The following is an 18760-nucleotide window of genomic DNA, read 5'->3' on the forward strand; positions in this document are numbered from 1 at the left end:
GAGAGAGGGGCGCTGTGGCGCCCCTCTCTGTATCTATCGGTGACGAGTTGGCTCGTCCTTCGGTTTACTCAACATAGCCGAGCAGGCTCTGTGCGATCACCGCTTCCGGCATCATCTCCCGCAGCCCGGCGATCAGTTTTTCTCCCGCCTCATGCAGCGCAGCCAGCGGCATCTCGGTCAGGCTCTCCAGAATGAACCACATCTGGCCCGAATCGACACTGAGTCGGGTACGCACACCCTGCCGCCAGTTCCAGCGCCGACAGGTGACCCCCTTGTCATCCCGCCAGACCACCTCGCCGGGTTCCGGAGATTCGTGTGCGGGTTCGCCCCCCTTCATGGTATCGAACTGCTCGCTGCCATCGGCTACCACCAGTCGCGGTAGTCCCTCATAGGTGAGCAGGTTTTCGCCCCCCACCGGAATGGCGTAGCGGATACTGATGGCGTTGTAGAGATCGACTACGGGATCGATGGCGGGCAGGTTGCCATCGCGGGCGACCCGCTTTCTCAGAGCCTCGGCGGAACAGGGAGTCCGCTGCGGCTTGGCGCCAAATTTTCTGAACAGCTCGCCCCAGGCGGCGAGATGCGCCTCTGCCCACGGCACATCGGCGGTCAGCATGGCGGTGCAGGCTTCATCAAGGGCGCGCGCCCCCACGTTCGGGTCGACCACGGCGGCGGCCTGCACCGTGATGCTCAAAGCGCGAAAGCCGGGAGCCAGCTGGTTGACTTCGGGGGAGATATAGGGGGTGATCAGGGACATAGCGACTCCATAAACGAAAGAGGCTGGGAGAAGGCGGCTGCCAGCCAGCATAGCGGCAACGGCAAATCCGGTTTGAGAGCCATCATGCGCGAACATGTTAGATAAGAAAATTTACATTATCTTAATGCCCATAAGTTTAATGAATGAAAAATGACGTGATCAAGGGGATGGCGGGCATGTAGCGGTATATAGCGAAGAGGAGCCCTGCCGTCTCCGGTTTGCTGCGGTAATGCCCCTTTGCCGCCTGGAACTGCAGCGGCAGCCGCTGGCCGCCCGGCTCTCTTGTGATGACCTCAGTTGCAATGCCCAAGCACGAGGCGGTCACTCAAATTGCTAGGTTGTTCAATGAGTTGGCTATGGTTGGCGTTTTTTCATCGTTCTGGCCCCGCTTATGCATTCCTCTTGGCAACACCATCAAGGGTCGTTGTCGCGGAGAGATATCATGATCAGCAACCAGCTTCCCCTTGCCTCTATCGCCCTCAAGCTGGGCAGTCAGCTGCTCGGCAGCAGTGCCAAACCTGAGTCTGTGCAGCAAACAGTGCAGGAAGATCGCCTCGCCCCTACCGTCCAGAGCTTGTTCCAGCGGCTGGGAATCAAGGATGCCAATAGCGAGCAGAACCGCGCTGCCATCAACCACTTTATGGGGGAGCTGATGCAGACTCTGGGGCAGGAGAATGGCGGCCAATCCCTCCCTGCCGCCATCGATAGCGCCCGTAGCCAGTTGGCTAATGGTACCCAGAGCACCCGCCTCGATGCGCTGCAAAGCGAGCTCGATACCCTCAAGGATTCCCTCGGTGCCAGCAATCTCAACCTCGACCAGCTGCTCGGCGCCTTTAAACAGACCCTGCCCAATGGCAAGGGGGAGGGGGTGGGCAAACTGCTCAATGCCAGCGCCTGAACGGCGGTGAGCAATAAAAAACGGCAACCCAGGGTTGCCATTTTTTCAGATGACATCAGATGTGTATGGCAAATAAAATTATTCATTTTGCAGAGCTGGGGTGTTGATAAAATTAGTCTAGGTCGTGGGTCGGCTTTCCCTTCTTCCACTCATCCCACCATTTAAAGAGGGGGCGTTCATAGCGTTCAGATAAAACGTAGCTGGGTCGGCCATCATATACCGCTGGCCCCTTAACAATATAATGTGATTGTTCGAGAATTGTCGTTATTTCCTTCTCGTTCATTCCCATGCTGTCGAGTTTTTGCTCACTTATCCCTCTTCGTTTTAATGACTCTCTAATTCCCTTTGCCGTGCGCACATCATATTTCGGTCTGGCAAGTTCGGTATAGATTAGGCGCTGAGCTTCTGTCATTTTTTCTGCATCCCACCAACCAGTCAACTGGTCACGACGAACTAGCTCTGATAGCAGGGTAAAACGCATGTAATCTTTCACGTCATCTTTTTTCCACCACCAGAAAATGCCCGCCGCCATGGCGGTAGAACGGTTCTGACTCCTTAGCAACTCTGTCTTAATCGACGTTAATCTTGCCATCGCCAGATCAATGCACTTTTCTACATCTTTGATTTCTACCCTTGGCCATGCGGGAATTTCTATCTCCTTTTCTAAGGCCCCCACTAGTGGAATTAATGGTAGTTTATCCATCGTATTCTGGGTTAGCGTTATCTTGCTATAACCAGTATTGACAATTGCATAGTGGGGGGGGAGTGATAAATGTTGGCGCAAAAACTGTTGGCAGTTGCGTCGTCCTAGTTGATAGTCATGGTGGCGAAAATTTTGTGATAGAAAACCACCAAAACCACCCAACAAGCCACAGGCAATTGCATAGTCGTGCGCCTTGCCATTAACGTCTCTAATCGGAGCAATAAGATGACGACTGTAGATACTGTCATCCATAGCTGCAAAAGCCTCTTCCATCTTGCAGCGAGCCTGTGCCTTCATCATGGGAAACAACTTGGAGATCACGTTCGTCAGGAGACGATCCTTGGGTGACCAATCGGACCAAATATCTGGTTCAGGAAAGGGATCTATCATGATAACCGCACGATCGACGATTTCTCCGTTTTTTATCCGTGCCTCAAGGGGAGTGTTAATATCTTCGTTACGGGTATTGGGTTTGCCGGGTGTGCGCATTAGGCACCAGCGAGCCAGTTGAAATGGTTCATTGTCCAGTACTCCGCCATCCACACCGGTATATTTGAAATCGGGAATAATGCCATCAGGAATTGCTGGTTTTATCTGTTTATATTGTTCCTTCGCTTCTTCCCAACTATTACAAGGGTGACTTAACATTGGCCACGCTCTCGTTTTTACGCTGGTAGAGTCTTGATAGTTGTAATCGACAGCGGCTAAACCAATCGGAAAGGCGCCAGATAGAATTGCTGCATTAATATAACCAGGCCAATGCCCAGAAAAACTGGCTGCATCAGATATTTTTAATGGAAAAGCATATTCACAATCTGCCCAGCCTTGCTGTATCGGATGATTACCTGTATCTTTCAGAGCAAAATGCGTTCTGTCAGCATGCAGCATCATATTGTATCCATCATTTGTTTCATCTTTGTTATGTTTATTTTCTAAGTTATACTGCACGGTATTGAAAAGAATTTTGTAAGGAATGCCACGTAAATTGCTATGAGTGAAAAATAAATGTAGTTCATCGGCCAGATATGGTTTGGCTGGTGTAATGGTGTGAGCGTTCTTAAGTGCCTCATTGGCAATAAGTTGCAAACTGCTGCTATCAAGTAAGGAGTAAACTTTGCCATCCCCTTTAAGGTCATTTTGTGCAAGTAAGCCTTGTCCTTTGAGTGGATCAAAACGGAGCTGTTCTACCCAAGGGCGATAGAGGTTTTTTAGGGTATAATCTTTCTCCTGCACAAATCCAGCAGATAATGCTGGGATGGTAAGTGCCGCTGTGACGGCACCTGCGGAAGAGCCTGTCATCACTGAAATAACTACTTGATGATTCGGAACAGTTTTTTCCCCGTTTTCAAGGTCTATTCGTTTCTGTTTTTCCCACTCTTCCAATGCGGACAGTAGAAAATCCATCACTCCTGCCGAATAGGCACCTGCGGAGATGGCACCAGCCATAGTAAGACCGATATAAAAAGTGGGAGGTACTGTATCTTCACCTATCTTGATGTTGTTATCCTTTATAACTGCCATAGCTGTGCTCCTGAACAGACAGAGTTAAGAGACACGCCTCAGATATACAAAACTACATATAATGTAATCGGGGGACCGCGGTGCCGATGATGAGATATGAAGCCTAGATAGTGTGAAATCGTTTCACAACATGGAAAATGTGCGCTGAGCGACAGAACTGATAGATGCTAAAAAGTAACGGCAACCTCGGGTTGCCGTTTTGCTTTCAACTTTGGATCACAAGCCGGTTGGCTTAACCCACCCGCTTGGCCAGCCAAGCTTCGGCGGCAGTCAGGGCTGCCTCAACCTGCGCGCGGGCAACGCCGCCTTTGGCAACCCGCTTGGCCAGGGTCGCTTCCAGTTCCAGATTGGGGTAGACGTCGAACTCAATCACCGGGCTGAAGCGCTGGAACTCGCCGATGGAGAGCTCCTCCAGCGGTCGGCCCACGCTGATGGCAAAGACCACTGTTTCGCCGACGATATGGTGCGCTTCACGGAACGGAATCCCCTTAGCCACCAGATAGTCTGCCAGCTCGGTAGCGTTGGCATAGCCGCCCTGCGCCGCCGCCATGGTGCGCTCGCCGTTCACCTTCAGATCGATCAGCACCAGCGCCGCCATATCGAGGCAGTCGTGCCAGGTGTCGAGGGCATCAAACAGCCCCTCTTTGTCTTCCTGCATGTCCTTGTTGTAGGCCAGCGGCAGCGCCTTGAGGCTCATCAGCATGCCCATCTGGGCGCCCACCACCCGGCCGGTCTTGCCGCGGATCAGCTCCAGCGCATCGGGGTTTTTCTTCTGCGGCATCAGGGAGGAGCCGGAAGTGACCGCATCGGAGAGCTCGACAAAGCCCGCCTCGCCGGTGTTGTAGAAGATAAGGTCTTCGGCAAAACGCGACAGGTGGGTCATGGAGAGGGACGCCACGTGCATCAGCTCCACCACGTGATCCCGATCGGAGACCGAATCCAGACTGTTGCGGGTGGCACCAGCAAAGCCCATGTCGAGCGCCAGCGCTTCACGGTCGATGGCGTAGGCGGTGCCCGCCAGCGCGCCGCAGCCGAGGGGGCTGGTGTCGAGGCGCTTGAGGGCATCCTGCAGGCGGGAGTAATCCCGCTCCAGCATCTCCACATAGGCCAGCGCCCAGTGGGCGTAGGTGACCGGCTGGGCCCGCTGCAGGTGGGTGTAACCCGGCAGCACGGCAGCCTGATTTTCGCGAGCGGAGGCGATCAGCCCCTGCTGCAGGGCGGTGATGGAGCCGAGCAGCAGCTCGCCCTGTGCCTTGCACCAGAGTTTCAGGTCGGTGGCGACCTGATCGTTGCGCGAGCGGCCGGTGTGCAGCTTCTTGCCAAGATCGCCGACGGCGGCGATGAGCTGGCTCTCGACCCAGGAGTGGATATCTTCGGCGTCCGAGCTCAGGATCTGCTGAGGATCCTGCTGCACCGAGGCGAGCAGCACCTCCATCGCCTGTTGCAGTTTGCCCTGCTCATCGGCGGTCAAGACGCCCACTTTCACCAGCGCTTTGGCCCAGGCCATGGAGCCCTGAATATCCTGCTCCGCCAAGCGGTAATCGAACCGCAACGAATCGTTGAACTGCTTGAACCGGCTATCGGCTCCCTGAATGAAGCGTCCACCCCAAAGTGCCATACTGCTCTCCTTGAATGCGTTGTCGGCGGCGCCCTGGCCACCGAGCTTGAAATCGTGCCCTGTTTTTCTGCGAGCCTGTTATCTCACAGAAGCGGCCGGGGCGCTGCCGCTCTTGTCACACCAGCTGATGATGGGTCAGGGGGCTATGCTCTCTGCCTGTAGAAGAGGGGGCCATGCCCCCTCAACGGAATCAACGGGTTATCGCGCTTGCTTAGCCGTGGGTATGATCGCCACCGATGGCCTGATGCTGCTCCTTCATGGCGCGGATCCGGCTCGCCAGGGTGTAGAGACGGATAAAGCCTTCGGCATGGCTCTGGTCATACACTTCATCGGCCCCGAAAGTGGCGAAGTCTTCGGAGTAGAGGCTGTTCGGCGACTTCTTCTGAACCGCGGTGACCTGACCCTTGTACATCTTCAGCACCACTTCACCGTCGAGATCTTCGGCGATGGCGTTGGCCGAGGCGAGGATCGCCTTGCACAGCGGGGTGAACCAGCGACCGTCATAGACCAGATGGGAGAACTCGGCACCCAGCTTCTCCCGCCAGGCGCGGGTCGGGCGATCCAGTACCAGCTCTTCCACGGCGCGCAGCGCGGCGACCATCACGGTACCGCCCGGGGTCTCGTAGCAGCCACGGGACTTCATCCCCACCATCCGGTTTTCGGTGATGTCGATACGGCCCACGCCGTGCTTGCCTGCGCGCTCGTTCAGGGTCATCAGGATCTGGTGCGGGCTGAGCGGCTGGTCGTCAACGGCCACCACTTCACCCTGCGCCACGGTCAGCTTGACGTACTCCGGCTGATCCGGTGCCTGCTCGGCAGGTACGGTCCACTGCCAGACCGCTTCGGAGGGCTCGTTCCAGGTGCTCTCCAGCTCGCCACCCTCGGTGGAGATGTGCCAGGCGTTGGCGTCGCGGCTGTAGATCTTCTTCAGAGTCGCCTTGCAGGGGATGTTGCGGGTCTCCAGATAGGAGAGCAGATCTTCCCGGGAGCGCATGTCCCAGATCCGCCACGGGGCGATCACTTTCAGCTGGGGTGCCAGCGCGGCGACCGCACCTTCGAAACGCACCTGATCGTTACCCTTGCCGGTGCAGCCGTGGGAGATGGCATCGGCCCCTTCCGCCAGTGCCGCTTCGACCATCGCCTTGGCGATCACCGGACGGGCCATGGAGGTGCCCAGCAGATAGGTGCCTTCATAGACGGCGCCGGTCTTCAGGGTCGGGTAGACGTACTCTTTGACGAACTCTTCGCGCAGATCCTTGATGATGCACTTGGTGGCGCCGGAGGCGATGGCCTTCTGCTCGATCCCTTCCAGATCGTCGCGCTCCTGACCGACGTCGGCCACGAAGGCGATGATTTCGGCGTCATAGTGCTCTTTGAGCCAGGGAATGATGGCCGAGGTATCCAGTCCACCCGAGTAAGCCAGTACGATCTTGTTGATTCCGCTCATGTTACTTCTCTCCGTGATGATTCGATGATGATTCAATAAAGGTGTCGTGATTCAGGTTGATTGCCGCGTTACTTGTTGCCGAGAAGGGTCAGCAACACGGCGTTCTGGATATGCATCCGGTTTTCGGCCTCGTCCATGATGAGGGAGGCGGGGCCATCCATCACCTGCGAGGTGATCTCCAGCTCCCGATGAGCCGGCTGGCAGTGCAGCACATATGCAATGCCAGTGCGGTCGAGCAGGGCCTGGTTGATCTGGTAAGGCATAAAGAGGTCTTTGACCTGCTCCATCGGGGTGTTGTCACCCATGGAGACCCAGGTGTCGGTGTAGGCCACGTCGAACCCTTCGATATCAGCCACGTCATCGCTGATGTGGATGGTCGCCCCCGACTTGGCCGCCAGTGCCTGCGCCTGCAGGAAGATCTGGGTATCCGGGCCGTGGCCTTTCGGGCAGATCAGGGTGACGTCGGTGCCGAGGGTGGCCCCCAGCAGCAGCAGAGAGTGGCTGACGTTGTTGCCATCACCGAGGTAGGCAAGCTTCACCTTCGACAGGTCGTCGTAGTGCTCGGCAATGGTCATAAAGTCGGCCAGCCCCTGACAGGGGTGGTAGAGGTTGCACAGGCTGTTCACCACCGGCACTGTGCCATGCTCTGCCAGCTCGACCAGGGTCTGGTGATCGAACACCCGGGCGACGATGGCATCACACCAGCGGGACAGGTTGGCGGCGAAATCCTTCACCGACTCCCGCTTGCCCAGCGCGCCGTTCTGCTGATCCAGATAGACGCTGTGGCCGCCCAGTTTGGCGATGCCGATGTCGAAGGTGACCCGGGTGCGCAGGGAGGGCTTCTCGAACAGGGTGACCACGCTCTTGCCGGCCAGCGCCTGGCTGTACTTCTTCGGGTCGGCTTTCACTGCTTTGCCCAGCGCAATCAGCGCTTCGATCTGGGCTTTGTTCAGATCACTGTCTTTCAGAAGATGTTGCATCGGATGTTCCTTGTTCCGGTGGAGATTAGATAGCGACCTGATTGCCATCGGCAATCTTGACCAGAGTGCCGACGGCGCCGCCAGCCAGCAGCTTGAGCAGCTGATCCGGGTAACGCCAGCTGGCGACACAGACCGGCTTGCCGAGGGTCTCGGCAGCGTGCAGGGCCGCTTCTACCTTGACCGCCATACCATCGCGGATCACCCCTTTCGCCATCAGATCCAGCGCGGTCAGCTTGTCGAGCTGGGGCACCAGCTTGCCCTTGCCATCGAGGATGCCGCTCACGTCGGAGAGCATCACCAGATCGGCACCGAGCGCCTCGGCAATGGCGGTGGCCGCCTGATCCGCGTTGACGTTCATCAGTTGCCCCTCGGCGGTGATGCCGATGGAGCTCACCACCGGCAGGAAGCCCTGACCGAGGATGCCCGCTACCAGCGCCGGGTTGCCCGGCTTGCACTCGCCGACCGCGCCGAGATCCGGGTCGAGCTGGGTCACCTGACAGAGGCCGCCGTCGGCGAGGCAGAGCCCCACCGCTGGAATGCCGGTGGCGATCGCCTTGGCCATCATCTGCTTGTTGGCGGTCCCTGCCAGCGCACCGGCAATAAAGGGGATCTGCTCGAACGGGGTTACCCGCAGGCCGTTCTTCTTGGTAGAGGTGAGACCCAGCCCCTTGAGCAGGTCATCCACCAGACAGCCACCGCCGTGCACCAGCACCAGCGGACGGTGCTGATCGTCGAGAAAGGTTTTGAGGGTGGCGAACAGGGCGGTCAGCGCCTCGTCGTTCTCGATAAGGGCGCCGCCCAGCTTGATTACCAACGTCTGTTTGTCCATGTTCAAGATCCTTCCTAAGTCCTTAAATCAGGCCGGTGGCCGGTTCAAAACCAAATTTGATATTTATGCACTGCATGGCTTGCGAGGCGGCGCCCTTGAGCAGGTTGTCGATGGCAGAGACCACCACCAGCATGTTGCCCTGCTGTTGCCAGGCGATGTCGCAGTAAGGGGTGTTTGCCACACCGCGAATGGATGGCATCTGGCCGGTGAGGCGCACCAGCGGCTTGCCTTCGTAAGCCTTGAGAAAGGCCTGATCCACCTGCGTGGGGGTGACGCCGTCCGCCAGCTGCACATAGATGGTGGCCAGAATGCCGCGCACATAGTTGCCAAGGTGGGGCTGGAACAGCACCTCCTTGCCGAGGTGATGGCTGATCTCCGGCTGGTGTCTGTGATTGAAGGTGCCGTAAGGGTTGAGGCTCACTTCGCAGAAGCTGGTGTTGATGGCTGCCTTGCGCCCGGCACCGGAAACCCCTGAGACGGCGTTGATGATGGGCTGCCACCCCTTGGCAATCAGGCCATCCTGCTGCAGCGGCTTGAGAGCACAGAGGGAGGCGGTCGGATAACAACCCGGCACCGCAATCAGCTGGGCGGTAGCGATGGCATCGGCATTCCACTCCGCCAGACCATAGACGGCCTGATCCAGCCACTGTTCGCTGTCGTGGGTGAAGCCGTAGAAGCTGTCGTAAAAGCCCTGATCCTTGACCCGGAAGGCACCGGAGAGATCGAACACCGGCAGCCCCTTGGCGAGAAACTTGGGCGCCAGCTCGGCGCTCACCTCGTGGGCGGTGGCCAGCAGCACCAGATCGGCCTGGGTCAGGATCCGGGTCATGCCATCGTCGTCCAGCGGCAGCAGCGGCTGATCGAGGGCGCCTACCCACTGGGGATGCAGGGAAGAGAAGCGCTTGTGGGCATCCTGACTGCCGGCGGAGACGTAGAGGCCGAACAGTTTGAGTTGTGGATGGTTCTGTACCAGTGCGGCCAGTTCGGCTCCCGCGTAGCCACTGGCACCGACGATAACGGTGTTAAGCATGTTGAATATTCCAAGTCAGAGTTCGAGATTCACAGCATGACGCTGCAGTGCACAAGGGTGTTCGAGCGCCCCTTTGCACAAGTGCGGAGGGGCAATTCAGGCGGGTGTGTGTCGTCGGTTATAGATCAGGTGACAGAACATTAACTTTCCCTTACAACTAGAAGCCTTTGTTGATGAGCCAGATATTCAGGTAAAATTACAGAATATTCATGCACTCACTTTGCATTTGTATTTTCTAACAGAAACATTCCGGGGACGCAAGGAGGAGCTGATGGCCAATCTGGATTTTTTTTCACTTTATAAGAATATTATTGCGATTCCCTCTATCAGCAGCACGGATCCCAAGTGGGATCAGAGCAATGAGGCTGTGATCCGGCTGCTGGCCGACTGGTTCGGTCAGCTCGGTTTTCAGTGCGAGGTGACGGCACTCCCCGATCTGCCGGGCAAGTTCAATCTGGTGGCTACGATCGGTCAGGGGGAGGGCGGTCTGCTGCTGGCAGGTCACACCGATACGGTACCGTTCGATGAGGGGGGCTGGAGCAAGGATCCCTTCAAGGTGACCGAAGAGGGCAACCGCCTCTATGGTCTCGGCACCATCGATATGAAGGGCTTCTTCGCCTTTATCGTCGAGGCGCTCAAAGAGATTGACCTCACCAAGCTCAACAAGCCGCTGCGTATTCTCGCTACCGCCGATGAAGAGACCACCATGGCGGGGGCCCGCGCCATCGCCGCGGCGGCCGAGCTGAAACCCGACTACGCCGTGATTGGCGAGCCGACCGGGCTGGTGCCTGTGGTGGCCCACAAGGGGCATATGTCTGAGGCGATCCGTATTACCGGCAAGAGCGGTCACAGCTCGGATCCCGCCAACGGCGTCAACGCCATGGAGATCATGCACAAGGCGATGGGGCAGGTGCTGCGCTTGCAGCAGGATCTGAAAGATCGCTACGCCGACCACCGCTTTGCCGTGCCACAGCCAACCCTGAACCTGGGTTACATTCAGGGGGGCGACAGCCCGAACCGCATCTGTGGCTGTTGCGAGCTGCATATCGACCTGCGACCCACTCCGCAGGTGGGGCCGGATGAGTTGATGGGGATGCTCAAAGAGGCGCTGTCGCCCATCGAGATCCACCAGCCGGGCTGCCTGCATCTGCAGCATCTGCATGAGCCCATTCCCGCCTACGCCTGCGCCGATGACTCTGTGCTGGTGCGCGAAGCGGAGAAGGCGAGCGGCCGCGTCGCCGAGTCGGTCAACTACTGCACCGAGGCGCCGTTTATCCAGCAGCTTGGCTGCGAGACCATAGTGATGGGCCCCGGCCATATCACCCAGGCGCACCAGCCGGATGAGTATCTCGACCTCTCCTTCGTCAAGCCGACCACCTCGGTGTTGCAGCACCTGATCAGACGTTTTTGCCTGTAGCGGCGGCGGTGAAAGGGGCGTAAAAACTGTAAGTAAGTTACATAACAAGCCGGTTGTGGAGTGGTGATGGAAATACATGTTCTGAATCGGCCTGTTATTTGACCTTGCGCAGACAATCTGGGTAGATTGTCACCCTAAGATGACGGAGCATATGTTGTAATCGCACAACAATAAGTGAGGTCGTCTAGCACCCCGGATGGGTGTCAGGCACCAACAAGATAAGGATGTGGAATGAACGAAAAGTACGCCGCACTACGCGCCAACGTAGGTATGCTGGGTCAGCTGCTGGGTAAATCCATCAAGGATCATCAGGGTCAGGCCTTTCTCGACAAGATCGAAACCATTCGCCAATTGGCCAAGTCCTCCCGCAAGGGCAATGAATCAGACCGGGAACGTCTGCTCGATACCCTGCGCACCCTGAGCGATGATGAACTGCTGCCGGTGGCCCGCGCCTTCAGCCAGTTCCTCAATCTGGCCAACGTGGCGGAACAGTTCCACACCATCTCCCGTCGCTGTGAAGAGCAGGTCTGCACCCCGGACCCGCTGGAGCAGATGTTCGACAAGCTGAAAGCGTCCAACCTGTCGCAAGAGGCCATCATTCAGGCCGTGCGCGAGCTGGATATCGATCTGGTGCTGACCGCTCACCCCACCGAGGTGACCCGTCGCACCCTGATCCACAAGCACGTACAGCTCAACGACTGCCTCGAGGCGCTGGAGCTCTCCGACCTGCTGCCCCGCGAGCGGGACAAGATCCTCAATCGCATCGAGCAGCTCATCAATCAGGCGTGGCACACCAACGAGATCCGCGAACAGCGCCCGACTCCGGTCGACGAGGCCAAGTGGGGCTTCGCCGTGGTGGAGAACAGCCTGTGGCCTGCCATCCCCGAATTCATGCGCAATCTGGACGAGCGTCTGCAACACCATCTGGGTGTGCGGCTGCCGCTGGATGCCGCGCCGGTCAAGTTCACCTCCTGGATGGGCGGTGACCGCGACGGCAACCCCTTCGTCACCGCCAAGGTGACTGCCGAAGTGCTGGAGCTGGGCCGCTGGATGGCGGTGAGCCTGTTCTACAAAGACATCAAGGAGCTCACCTCCGAGCTCTCCATGTCCGACTGTACCGACGCCGTGCGCGCTCGCGTTGGCGATCACCCCGAGCCCTACCGTGCGCTGGTGCGCGAGCTGCGTGAAGCGCTGCGCGAAACCAAGGAGCATCTCACTGCCAAGGTGCAGGGTCAGGCGAGCGAGAGCCAGGATCTGGTCAAGACTACCGCCCAGCTGCGCGAGCCGCTGGAGCTCTGCTACCACTCACTGCACGCCTGCGGCATGGGCAACATCGCCGATGGCATGCTGCTGGATGTGCTGCGCAAGGTCGCCTGTTTCGGCATCCATCTGGTCAAGCTGGATATCCGTCAGGATGGCGAGCGTCACGGGCTGGTCTTCTCCGAGCTGACCCGCTATCTGGGTCTGGGTGACTACGCCGAGTGGAGCGAAGATGACAAGCAGGCCTTCCTGCTCAACGAACTGAACTCTCGCCGCCCGCTCATTCCCCACGACTGGGAACCGAGCGCCGAGGTGCGCGAGACGCTCGATACCTGTCAGGTTATCGCCGAGCACGACCCCGATGCGTTCGGCATCTACATCATCTCCATGGCCGGTGCGCCGTCCGATGTGCTGTCGGTGCAACTGCTGCTCAAAGAGGCGGGCTGCAAGTTCCGCATGCCGGTCGCCCCGCTGTTTGAAACCCAGGATGACCTGATGGCAGGCACCGCCGTGATGGAGCGTCTGCTCTCGGTGGACTGGTATCGTGGCTACATCCAGGGTCGTCAGTACGTGATGATCGGCTACTCCGATTCTGCCAAGGATGCCGGCATGATGGCTGCTGGCTGGGCCCAGTACGCCGCCATGGAATCCCTGGTGGGACTTGCCGAAGCCAACAATATCCGCCTCACCCTGTTCCATGGCCGTGGCGGTACCGTCGGTCGTGGTGGTGCGCCTGCCCATCAGGCCATCCTCTCCCAGCCGCCGGGATCCCTGCGCGGCGGTCTGCGTACCACCGAACAGGGGGAGATGATCCGCTTCAAGTTCGGTCTGCCGAAAGTGGCGATCAAGAGTCTGGAGCTCTACACCAGCGCCGTGCTGGAAGGGAACCTGCTGCCACCGCCCAAGCCGAAAGAGTGCTGGCGCGAGGTGATGGAACAGCTGGCCGCCGACTCCTGCGAGCACTACCGCAGTATCGTGCGCGGTCATCCGGACTTCGTCCCTTACTTCCGTGCCGCCACCCCGGAGATGGAGCTCGGCAAGCTGCCGCTCGGCTCCCGTCCCTCCAAGCGCAAGCCCAACGGCGGCGTCGAGAGCCTGCGCGCCATTCCGTGGATCTTCGCCTGGACCCAGAACCGCCTGATGCTGCCGGCCTGGCTCGGTGCCCACAAGGCGCTGCAACAGGCCATCGACGGCGGCAAGCTGGCGGTGCTGGAAGAGATGAGCGCCCAGTGGCCCTTCTTCCGCACTCGCCTCGAGATGCTGGAGATGGTGTTCCTCAAAGCGGACGTCTGGCTCGCCGAGTACTACGACACCCGTCTGGTGCCGCAGGAGCTGTGGGGCCTTGGCAAACAGCTGCGTCAGGAGCTCGCCGAATCTATTGAAGTGGTGCTGAAACTGAGCCCGCGCGGGGATCTGCTGGAGGATCAGCCCTGGATCAAGGAGTCCATCAAGCTGCGCAACCCCTACACAGACCCGCTCAACGTGCTGCAGGCCGAGCTGCTCAACCGCTCCCGCAACCACCCGGAGACCCTGCACCCCGAGCTGGACAAGGCGCTGATGGTCACCATCGCCGGTATTGCCGCAGGTATGCGCAATACGGGTTGATAGCCAGCCCAAGCAAGAGGCTTTAGTTATATCTATCAAGCCAAAGGGCGCCAATAAGGCGCCCTTTGTTTTTTTGTTGCCCGGCAGAATTCGGCTCGATGGGAGCCTCACCCATGTTTTGGGCGGTATTTTGTAGGGTGCAATAAGCACAGCGCATTGCACCGCTCGAAAATGCTCTTTGCCTAGTCTCGTCCTGTGTTTCATAGGGCAAGTGGCACAATTCACCTTGTTAATTGCACCCTACGTATTATCGGTGATGGGTACATATTTCCCCTCCGGCTTGCATCCCTCGCCATGCAGGCGCAGACTGTTTGGCCTTGTTTTTATGCGATTCGATTCAAGGCAACCATCATGACTCCTGCCATCAACCTGCTGAAGAAGCTAAAAATTCCCCACAAGCTCTACCCCTACGAGTGCGAAGCCCACGACGATTTCGGCAAGCATGCCGCGACCCAGCTCGGGCTGCCGGAGGCGCAGGTGTTCAAGACTCTGGTAGCCCATCACGACAAGCAGGCGGTGGTGGCCATCGTTCCCTCATCCGGCATGTGCAGCCTGAAGCAGCTGGCCAAGGCGACCGGCCTCAAGAAGGTGGAGATGATGAAACCGGCGGAGGCGGAGAAGCTGACCGGTTACAAGGTGGGCGGCATCAGCCCGCTGGCCCAGAAGAAACTGCTGCCCACCGTACTCGACGAGTCGGCGCTGCAGTTTGACGAGATCCTGGTGAGCGGCGGCAAGCGCGGGCTTTCGGTGGGGGTGGCGCCGCAGGATATGCTGACGCTGATGAAGTGGATCGCCGCACCTATCGGCGAAGAGTAGTGCCGGGCAAGGTGTGAACCCGCTATCCGGGCCTGTGGTGGCCCGGATTGCCCCACCTGTGAGCGGGCGCGAGCCCTGTGCTCAACGGGGTGCGTGCCAGTCTATACTGGGTGAACCCTGTTGTATGAGTTCAGCCATGATGTACCGACTTCTGTTGCTTTGTCTCTGTTTATCCTTCCCCTCTGCCTTGCTGGCTGCCACCCGTTTTACCCTGCTCAGTCCTGAAAACAGTCAGGACATGCGGATGCGTTATTACCGTGAGGTGATGCAGCTGGCGCTAGAGAAAACTCGCCCCGAATATGGCGACTACGAGTTGCTGGACTCCCTGCCGATGAACAAGGCGCGGATGCGGATCGAGGTGCAGGAGCAGGGCAAAAACGCCCTCTTTATTGTCGACAGCTGGCCTTATCAGGGGGAGGCAGTGGCGGATCAGGTGGCATCGATCCCGTTCCCGATCGATATGGGGATCCTCGGCTATCGGGTCTGTTTCGTCGGCTCGGATCGTGCTGCCGAGCTGGCGCGGGTGAACACCCTGGATCAGTTGCGCCACTTCACTCAAGGGGTGGGCACCGGCTGGCAGGATGCGGTGATCCTGCGCAACGGCGGGCTGACTGTGCATGAGGTGGATAACTACGAGTCGCTGTTTCGTATGGTGGCACGAGGGCGCATCGATCTCTTCTGTCGTGGGGCCAACGAGATCCTGTCGGAGTGGCAATCTCATCAGGGCAAGGTGGCCGGTTTGACGGTCGATCGCCATCTGGCCCTTTTCTATCCGCTGATCCACGTGTTCTACAGCAATGCCCGCTACGTTCAGGAGCGCGAGCGCCTTGAGCGCGGTCTGCAACTGGCCTGGCAGGATGGTTCGCTCAAACGGCTCTGGCGCCATCACTTCCAACCCTCGCTGGTGTTTGCCAATCTGGGGGCTCGCCAGATTGTCCGGCTCGGCAATCCGCAGTTACCCAAGGACGGTTTTGACTATCGCCCCTACCTTTACAACCCGCTGACGGATGATTTCGGTTCACAACCCTGAGCCGGGTTATCAGGTGCGCAGCTCTGATAGAGTAAGGGAGAGATCATTGCCGCAAAGGAGATGGCCCATGCACGCATCTGCCCTCTCCTTGCTCTTCATCGCGTTGCTGCTGCCTGCCACCGGCGGTGCAGCCCCGGTCTTTACGCTGCGTACCTGCCTCGAAAACAGTGACTCCTACCCCTGGCTGCTGCAATCGGGGGAGGGGATTGTCCAGTATCACCTAAAGGCGGTTGCTACCGCCCTCAATGCCGAGATCGTGCTGACGCCGCTGCCGTGGAAGCGCTGCCTCTCTCGGGTGAGCAGTGGCCAGATGGATGCGGCCATCAAGATGAGTTACAGCGTCGAGCGGGCGACCAGGGTGGGGGTCTATCCCATGCGTGAGGGCAAACCCGACCCCGCCAAGCGGCTGCTGACCGAGAGCTACAGCCTCTACCAGCTAAAGGGGGGCAAGAACCTGTGGGATGGCACCACCCTCAGGATCAAGGGCATGGTGGCGGCCCAGTCGGGATTCTCCATCGTCGACTGGTTGCAGGCTGCGGGAGCCGAGGTGGATGACTCCAGCCGTGACCCGCTGATCATGTTGAAAAAGCTGGTGATGGATCGGGCGCAGGCGACCGCCATCCAGACCGAGGTGGCCGACAGCATTCTGGCGGCCCATCCCGCGTTGCAGGCCCGTATCGAGCGGCTGTCGCCGGTACTGGTGGAGAAGCCCTACTATCTGGTCTTCTCTCACCGCTTCTATCAATCTCATCCCCGACAAAGCCGGCAGGCGTGGGATGCTATCGAGCAGGTGCGCGACTCTGCTGCCTATCAGCGTTATGCCACATCGCTCAGAAGCACACCTCCGGTGGGGGAGTAGGCTGATGGATGCGACTGGCCGAAAAGTGGAGGAGAGCGTGGGGTGGCGGCAGGGCCGAGCGGCCAAGCTAGGGGCTACACTGAAAGAACCCCTTCAGCCAAGGCGCGGTTTATGTCACCCCTGCATCTGCTGGCTGCCGCTCTGCTCTGCATGTTGTCGCTGACCGGACAGGCGGCCACCCGGTTTACCTATATCAGCCCGGAGAGCGAGCGGGACCCGCGCACCACTTATGATCGGGAGCTGCTGCGGCTCGCCCTCGACAAGACCCGCGACCAGTTTGGCGACTATCTGTTGGAGCCTGCGCCGCCCATGACCAAGGCGCGCGAGCGGGTCAGCATGCAGCTCGACAACTATCCCAACCTCTTTGTAATGGACAGCTACAGCAGCACCCGCGAGGATCTGGGGCTCGCCTATGTCCGTTTTCCCATCCATCTGGGCATCGTCAGCTACCGCATCTGTTTTGTCAGCCCGCAGCAAAAGGGGGCGGTGAGCAAAGTGACCGACCTCAAGGGGCTGCGCCAGTTCACCTTCGGTCAGGGCAAGGGGTGGCTGGATGTGGATATCCTGCGTTACGCCGGGATGGAGGTGGTGGAAGTGGAGGGGTACGAAAAGCTGTTCAAAATGGTGGCGCGGGGCCGCTTCGATCTCTTCTGCCGCGGGGTGAGCGAGCTGCGCAGCGAGCAGCTGACCCACAAGGAGATGACGGACCTGCTGGTGGATGATGCATTGTTGATCTACTACCCGCTGCCCCGGGTTTTCTACACCAATCCCAACAATCGCGAGGCGCTGCAGCGGGTCGAGCGGGGGTTGCAGCTGGCGTGGCAGGATGGCTCGCTACAGGCGCTGTGGCGCAAGAGCTTTGGCCCGGCCATCGCCTTTGCCAAGCTCTCCCAGCGCCGACTGCTGCGACTGGATAACCCCTTCCTCGACGGGATCAGCTTCGATTTCCGCCCCTACTTCTACAATCCGCAGACCGATCGCTTCGGCGATTACTGAGGTGCCTGCCGCTGGCGGCAGAGGGCCAACCAGGCCTCGGCGGTGCGGGAGAGATAGCGCTCGCTCGGCCAGATCACCCCGAGTCGCCAGCTCAATTCGGGCTCCAGCGGCCGCAGCACCAGACCATCCGGGGTCAGCCGGTGGCAGACCGGCTCCGGCAAGAAGGCGACCCCCATGCCGCTGCGTACCATGGCGGTGAGAAAATCCCACTGGCTGCTGCGCGCCGCCACCTGCGGCACAAAGCCCGCCTCCTGACATGCCTGCTCCAGCCGCTCGCTCAGGGTAAACGCCTGGGTATAGAGCAGGAAGGGCTCCTCCTGCAGGGACTCCAGCCGCAGCGGCGTCTCGCCATGCCAGCGGGGTTGATCAGGCAGCACTACCCGGATCGGGTATTGATCCAGCTCCAGCGCGCTGAGGGCCCCCCCCTCTTTGGTCGGCAGCATGGTGATGGCGAGATCCAGCTCCCCCTCCAGCACCGCCTGTTCGATACGGCGACCGCCATACTCCACCAGGGTCAGCTCCACCTTGGGATAGCGGGTGCGGTAGGCGCGGATCAGATCCGCATAGACGTGACCCACCATGGGGGGAATGCCGAGGGTGAGGCGACCGTGTTGCAGGCTCTGCAGATCCGCCAGTTCGGCCTCCAGCTGCTGCATCTCCGCCAAGATGGTCTGGGCCCGGTTGAACAGCACCTGGCCGCTGTCGGTCAGGGTGAAGCGGCGCCCTTCCCGGTTGAGCAGGGGTTGGCCCAGCTCCTCTTCGATATTGCGGATCATCTTGCTGATGGTGGGCTGGGTGACGAACAGCTTTTCAGAGGCGCGGGTGAAGCTTTTTTCCCGCACCAGTTCGACAAAATAGCGCAGGGCGCGAATATCCATGGACTCTCTCGACTCGTGTTGGCGGGTACGGGATGAAGTATGCCTATGCGGCATGAATTTGATAATTTTAATTCATTTCTGGCAGGTTTTGCTCAACTCTATACTGTGAGCCGGTT

Annotated in this window: 15 protein-coding genes; 7 read left to right on the forward strand and 8 right to left on the reverse strand. The window is 59.0% G+C overall.

Features of this window, described 5'->3' with window-relative positions; genetic code table 11:
- Positions 1-64: 64 nt before the first annotated feature.
- On the reverse strand, positions 65-757 hold the full coding sequence (locus tag G5221_RS14085) for a B3/4 domain-containing protein (RefSeq protein ID WP_158113363.1): 693 nt from the start codon (positions 755-757) through the stop codon (positions 65-67).
- A gap of 442 nt (positions 758-1199) precedes the next feature.
- Between G5221_RS14085 and G5221_RS14090 the strand changes: the two genes are divergently transcribed.
- The gene (locus G5221_RS14090) at positions 1200-1655 is read left to right on the forward strand and encodes a hypothetical protein (RefSeq protein ID WP_204477804.1); all 456 of its coding nucleotides are present in this window, start codon (positions 1200-1202) and stop codon (positions 1653-1655) included.
- Positions 1656-1767: 112 nt separating this feature from the next.
- Here G5221_RS14090 and G5221_RS14095 read toward each other — a convergent pair whose 3' ends face one another.
- The 6 genes from G5221_RS14095 to argC form a co-directional block, all read right to left on the reverse strand.
- Positions 1768-3879: a hypothetical protein gene (locus tag G5221_RS14095; protein ID WP_421263437.1), complete on the reverse strand. Its 2112-nt coding sequence runs from the start codon at positions 3877-3879 to the stop codon at positions 1768-1770.
- Positions 3880-4111: 232 nt separating this feature from the next.
- Positions 4112-5497, reverse strand: coding sequence for an argininosuccinate lyase (gene argH / locus G5221_RS14100; protein ID WP_421263438.1), 1386 nt, complete (start codon positions 5495-5497; stop codon positions 4112-4114).
- A gap of 211 nt (positions 5498-5708) precedes the next feature.
- Positions 5709-6944 (reverse strand): argininosuccinate synthase, encoded by a 1236-nt coding sequence (locus G5221_RS14105; protein WP_033115910.1) that lies wholly within the window; start codon positions 6942-6944, stop codon positions 5709-5711.
- Positions 6945-7012: 68 nt separating this feature from the next.
- The gene (locus G5221_RS14110) at positions 7013-7924 is read right to left on the reverse strand and encodes an ornithine carbamoyltransferase (RefSeq protein WP_421263439.1); all 912 of its coding nucleotides are present in this window, start codon (positions 7922-7924) and stop codon (positions 7013-7015) included.
- Between the two features lie 25 nt (positions 7925-7949).
- Positions 7950-8753 carry an acetylglutamate kinase gene (gene argB / locus G5221_RS14115; protein WP_421263440.1) on the reverse strand — a complete coding sequence of 268 codons (804 nt, stop codon included), beginning with the start codon at positions 8751-8753 and terminating at the stop codon, positions 7950-7952.
- Positions 8754-8775: 22 nt separating this feature from the next.
- Positions 8776-9783, reverse strand: a complete 1008-nt coding sequence (argC, locus tag G5221_RS14120) for an N-acetyl-gamma-glutamyl-phosphate reductase (RefSeq protein WP_110304444.1) — start codon at positions 9781-9783, stop codon at positions 8776-8778.
- Positions 9784-10054: 271 nt separating this feature from the next.
- On the opposite strand from argC, the gene argE reads away from it, so the two are divergent.
- The 6 genes from argE to G5221_RS14150 all read left to right on the forward strand — a co-directional run bounded on the left by argE (position 10055) and on the right by G5221_RS14150 (position 17766).
- On the forward strand, positions 10055-11200 hold the full coding sequence (argE, locus tag G5221_RS14125) for an acetylornithine deacetylase (protein ID WP_005336095.1): 1146 nt from the start codon (positions 10055-10057) through the stop codon (positions 11198-11200).
- Between the two features lie 231 nt (positions 11201-11431).
- The gene (gene ppc, locus G5221_RS14130; protein ID WP_069554237.1) at positions 11432-14065 is read left to right on the forward strand and encodes a phosphoenolpyruvate carboxylase; all 2634 of its coding nucleotides are present in this window, start codon (positions 11432-11434) and stop codon (positions 14063-14065) included.
- Positions 14066-14416: 351 nt separating this feature from the next.
- Positions 14417-14881: a Cys-tRNA(Pro) deacylase gene (ybaK, locus tag G5221_RS14135; RefSeq protein ID WP_005336092.1), complete on the forward strand. Its 465-nt coding sequence runs from the start codon at positions 14417-14419 to the stop codon at positions 14879-14881.
- A 136-nt stretch (positions 14882-15017) separates the two neighbouring features.
- A complete protein-coding gene (locus G5221_RS14140) occupies positions 15018-15911 on the forward strand; it encodes a hypothetical protein (RefSeq protein ID WP_421263441.1) in 894 nt (297 codons plus the stop codon).
- A gap of 67 nt (positions 15912-15978) precedes the next feature.
- Positions 15979-16770 carry a substrate-binding periplasmic protein gene (locus tag G5221_RS14145; RefSeq protein ID WP_421263442.1) on the forward strand — a complete coding sequence of 264 codons (792 nt, stop codon included), beginning with the start codon at positions 15979-15981 and terminating at the stop codon, positions 16768-16770.
- 111 nt (positions 16771-16881) lie between these two features.
- The gene (locus tag G5221_RS14150) at positions 16882-17766 is read left to right on the forward strand and encodes a transporter substrate-binding domain-containing protein (protein ID WP_216952182.1); all 885 of its coding nucleotides are present in this window, start codon (positions 16882-16884) and stop codon (positions 17764-17766) included.
- Here G5221_RS14150 and G5221_RS14155 read toward each other — a convergent pair.
- On the reverse strand, positions 17760-18644 hold the full coding sequence (locus tag G5221_RS14155; protein ID WP_216952181.1) for a LysR family transcriptional regulator: 885 nt from the start codon (positions 18642-18644) through the stop codon (positions 17760-17762). The genes G5221_RS14150 and G5221_RS14155 overlap by 7 nt on opposite strands.
- Between the last annotated feature and the right edge of the window lie 116 nt (positions 18645-18760).

Origin of the sequence: Aeromonas sp. 602200 (assembly GCF_049173895.1) — a bacterium.
GTDB classification, from domain to species: domain Bacteria; phylum Pseudomonadota; class Gammaproteobacteria; order Enterobacterales; family Aeromonadaceae; genus Aeromonas; species Aeromonas veronii_A.

Excerpts from the sequence above, each read along its gene's own strand:
- ppc (WP_069554237.1), top strand. The coding sequence starts at position 11,432 with ATGAACGAAAAGTACGCCGCACTACGCGCCAACGTAGGTATGCTGGGT.
- G5221_RS14105 (WP_033115910.1), bottom strand. The coding sequence starts at position 6,944 with ATGAGCGGAATCAACAAGATCGTACTGGCTTACTCGGGTGGACTGGAT.
- G5221_RS14155 (WP_216952181.1), bottom strand. The coding sequence starts at position 18,644 with ATGGATATTCGCGCCCTGCGCTATTTTGTCGAACTGGTGCGGGAAAAA.
- ybaK (WP_005336092.1), top strand. The coding sequence starts at position 14,417 with ATGACTCCTGCCATCAACCTGCTGAAGAAGCTAAAAATTCCCCACAAG.
- G5221_RS14095 (WP_421263437.1), bottom strand. The coding sequence starts at position 3,879 with ATGGCAGTTATAAAGGATAACAACATCAAGATAGGTGAAGATACAGTA.
- G5221_RS14090 (WP_204477804.1), top strand. The coding sequence starts at position 1,200 with ATGATCAGCAACCAGCTTCCCCTTGCCTCTATCGCCCTCAAGCTGGGC.
- G5221_RS14140 (WP_421263441.1), top strand. The coding sequence starts at position 15,018 with ATGATGTACCGACTTCTGTTGCTTTGTCTCTGTTTATCCTTCCCCTCT.
- argC (WP_110304444.1), bottom strand. The coding sequence starts at position 9,783 with ATGCTTAACACCGTTATCGTCGGTGCCAGTGGCTACGCGGGAGCCGAA.
- G5221_RS14110 (WP_421263439.1), bottom strand. The coding sequence starts at position 7,924 with ATGCAACATCTTCTGAAAGACAGTGATCTGAACAAAGCCCAGATCGAA.
- G5221_RS14085 (WP_158113363.1), bottom strand. The coding sequence starts at position 757 with ATGTCCCTGATCACCCCCTATATCTCCCCCGAAGTCAACCAGCTGGCT.
- argE (WP_005336095.1), top strand. The coding sequence starts at position 10,055 with ATGGCCAATCTGGATTTTTTTTCACTTTATAAGAATATTATTGCGATT.
- G5221_RS14145 (WP_421263442.1), top strand. The coding sequence starts at position 15,979 with ATGCACGCATCTGCCCTCTCCTTGCTCTTCATCGCGTTGCTGCTGCCT.
- G5221_RS14150 (WP_216952182.1), top strand. The coding sequence starts at position 16,882 with ATGTCACCCCTGCATCTGCTGGCTGCCGCTCTGCTCTGCATGTTGTCG.
- argB (WP_421263440.1), bottom strand. The coding sequence starts at position 8,753 with ATGGACAAACAGACGTTGGTAATCAAGCTGGGCGGCGCCCTTATCGAG.
- argH (WP_421263438.1), bottom strand. The coding sequence starts at position 5,497 with ATGGCACTTTGGGGTGGACGCTTCATTCAGGGAGCCGATAGCCGGTTC.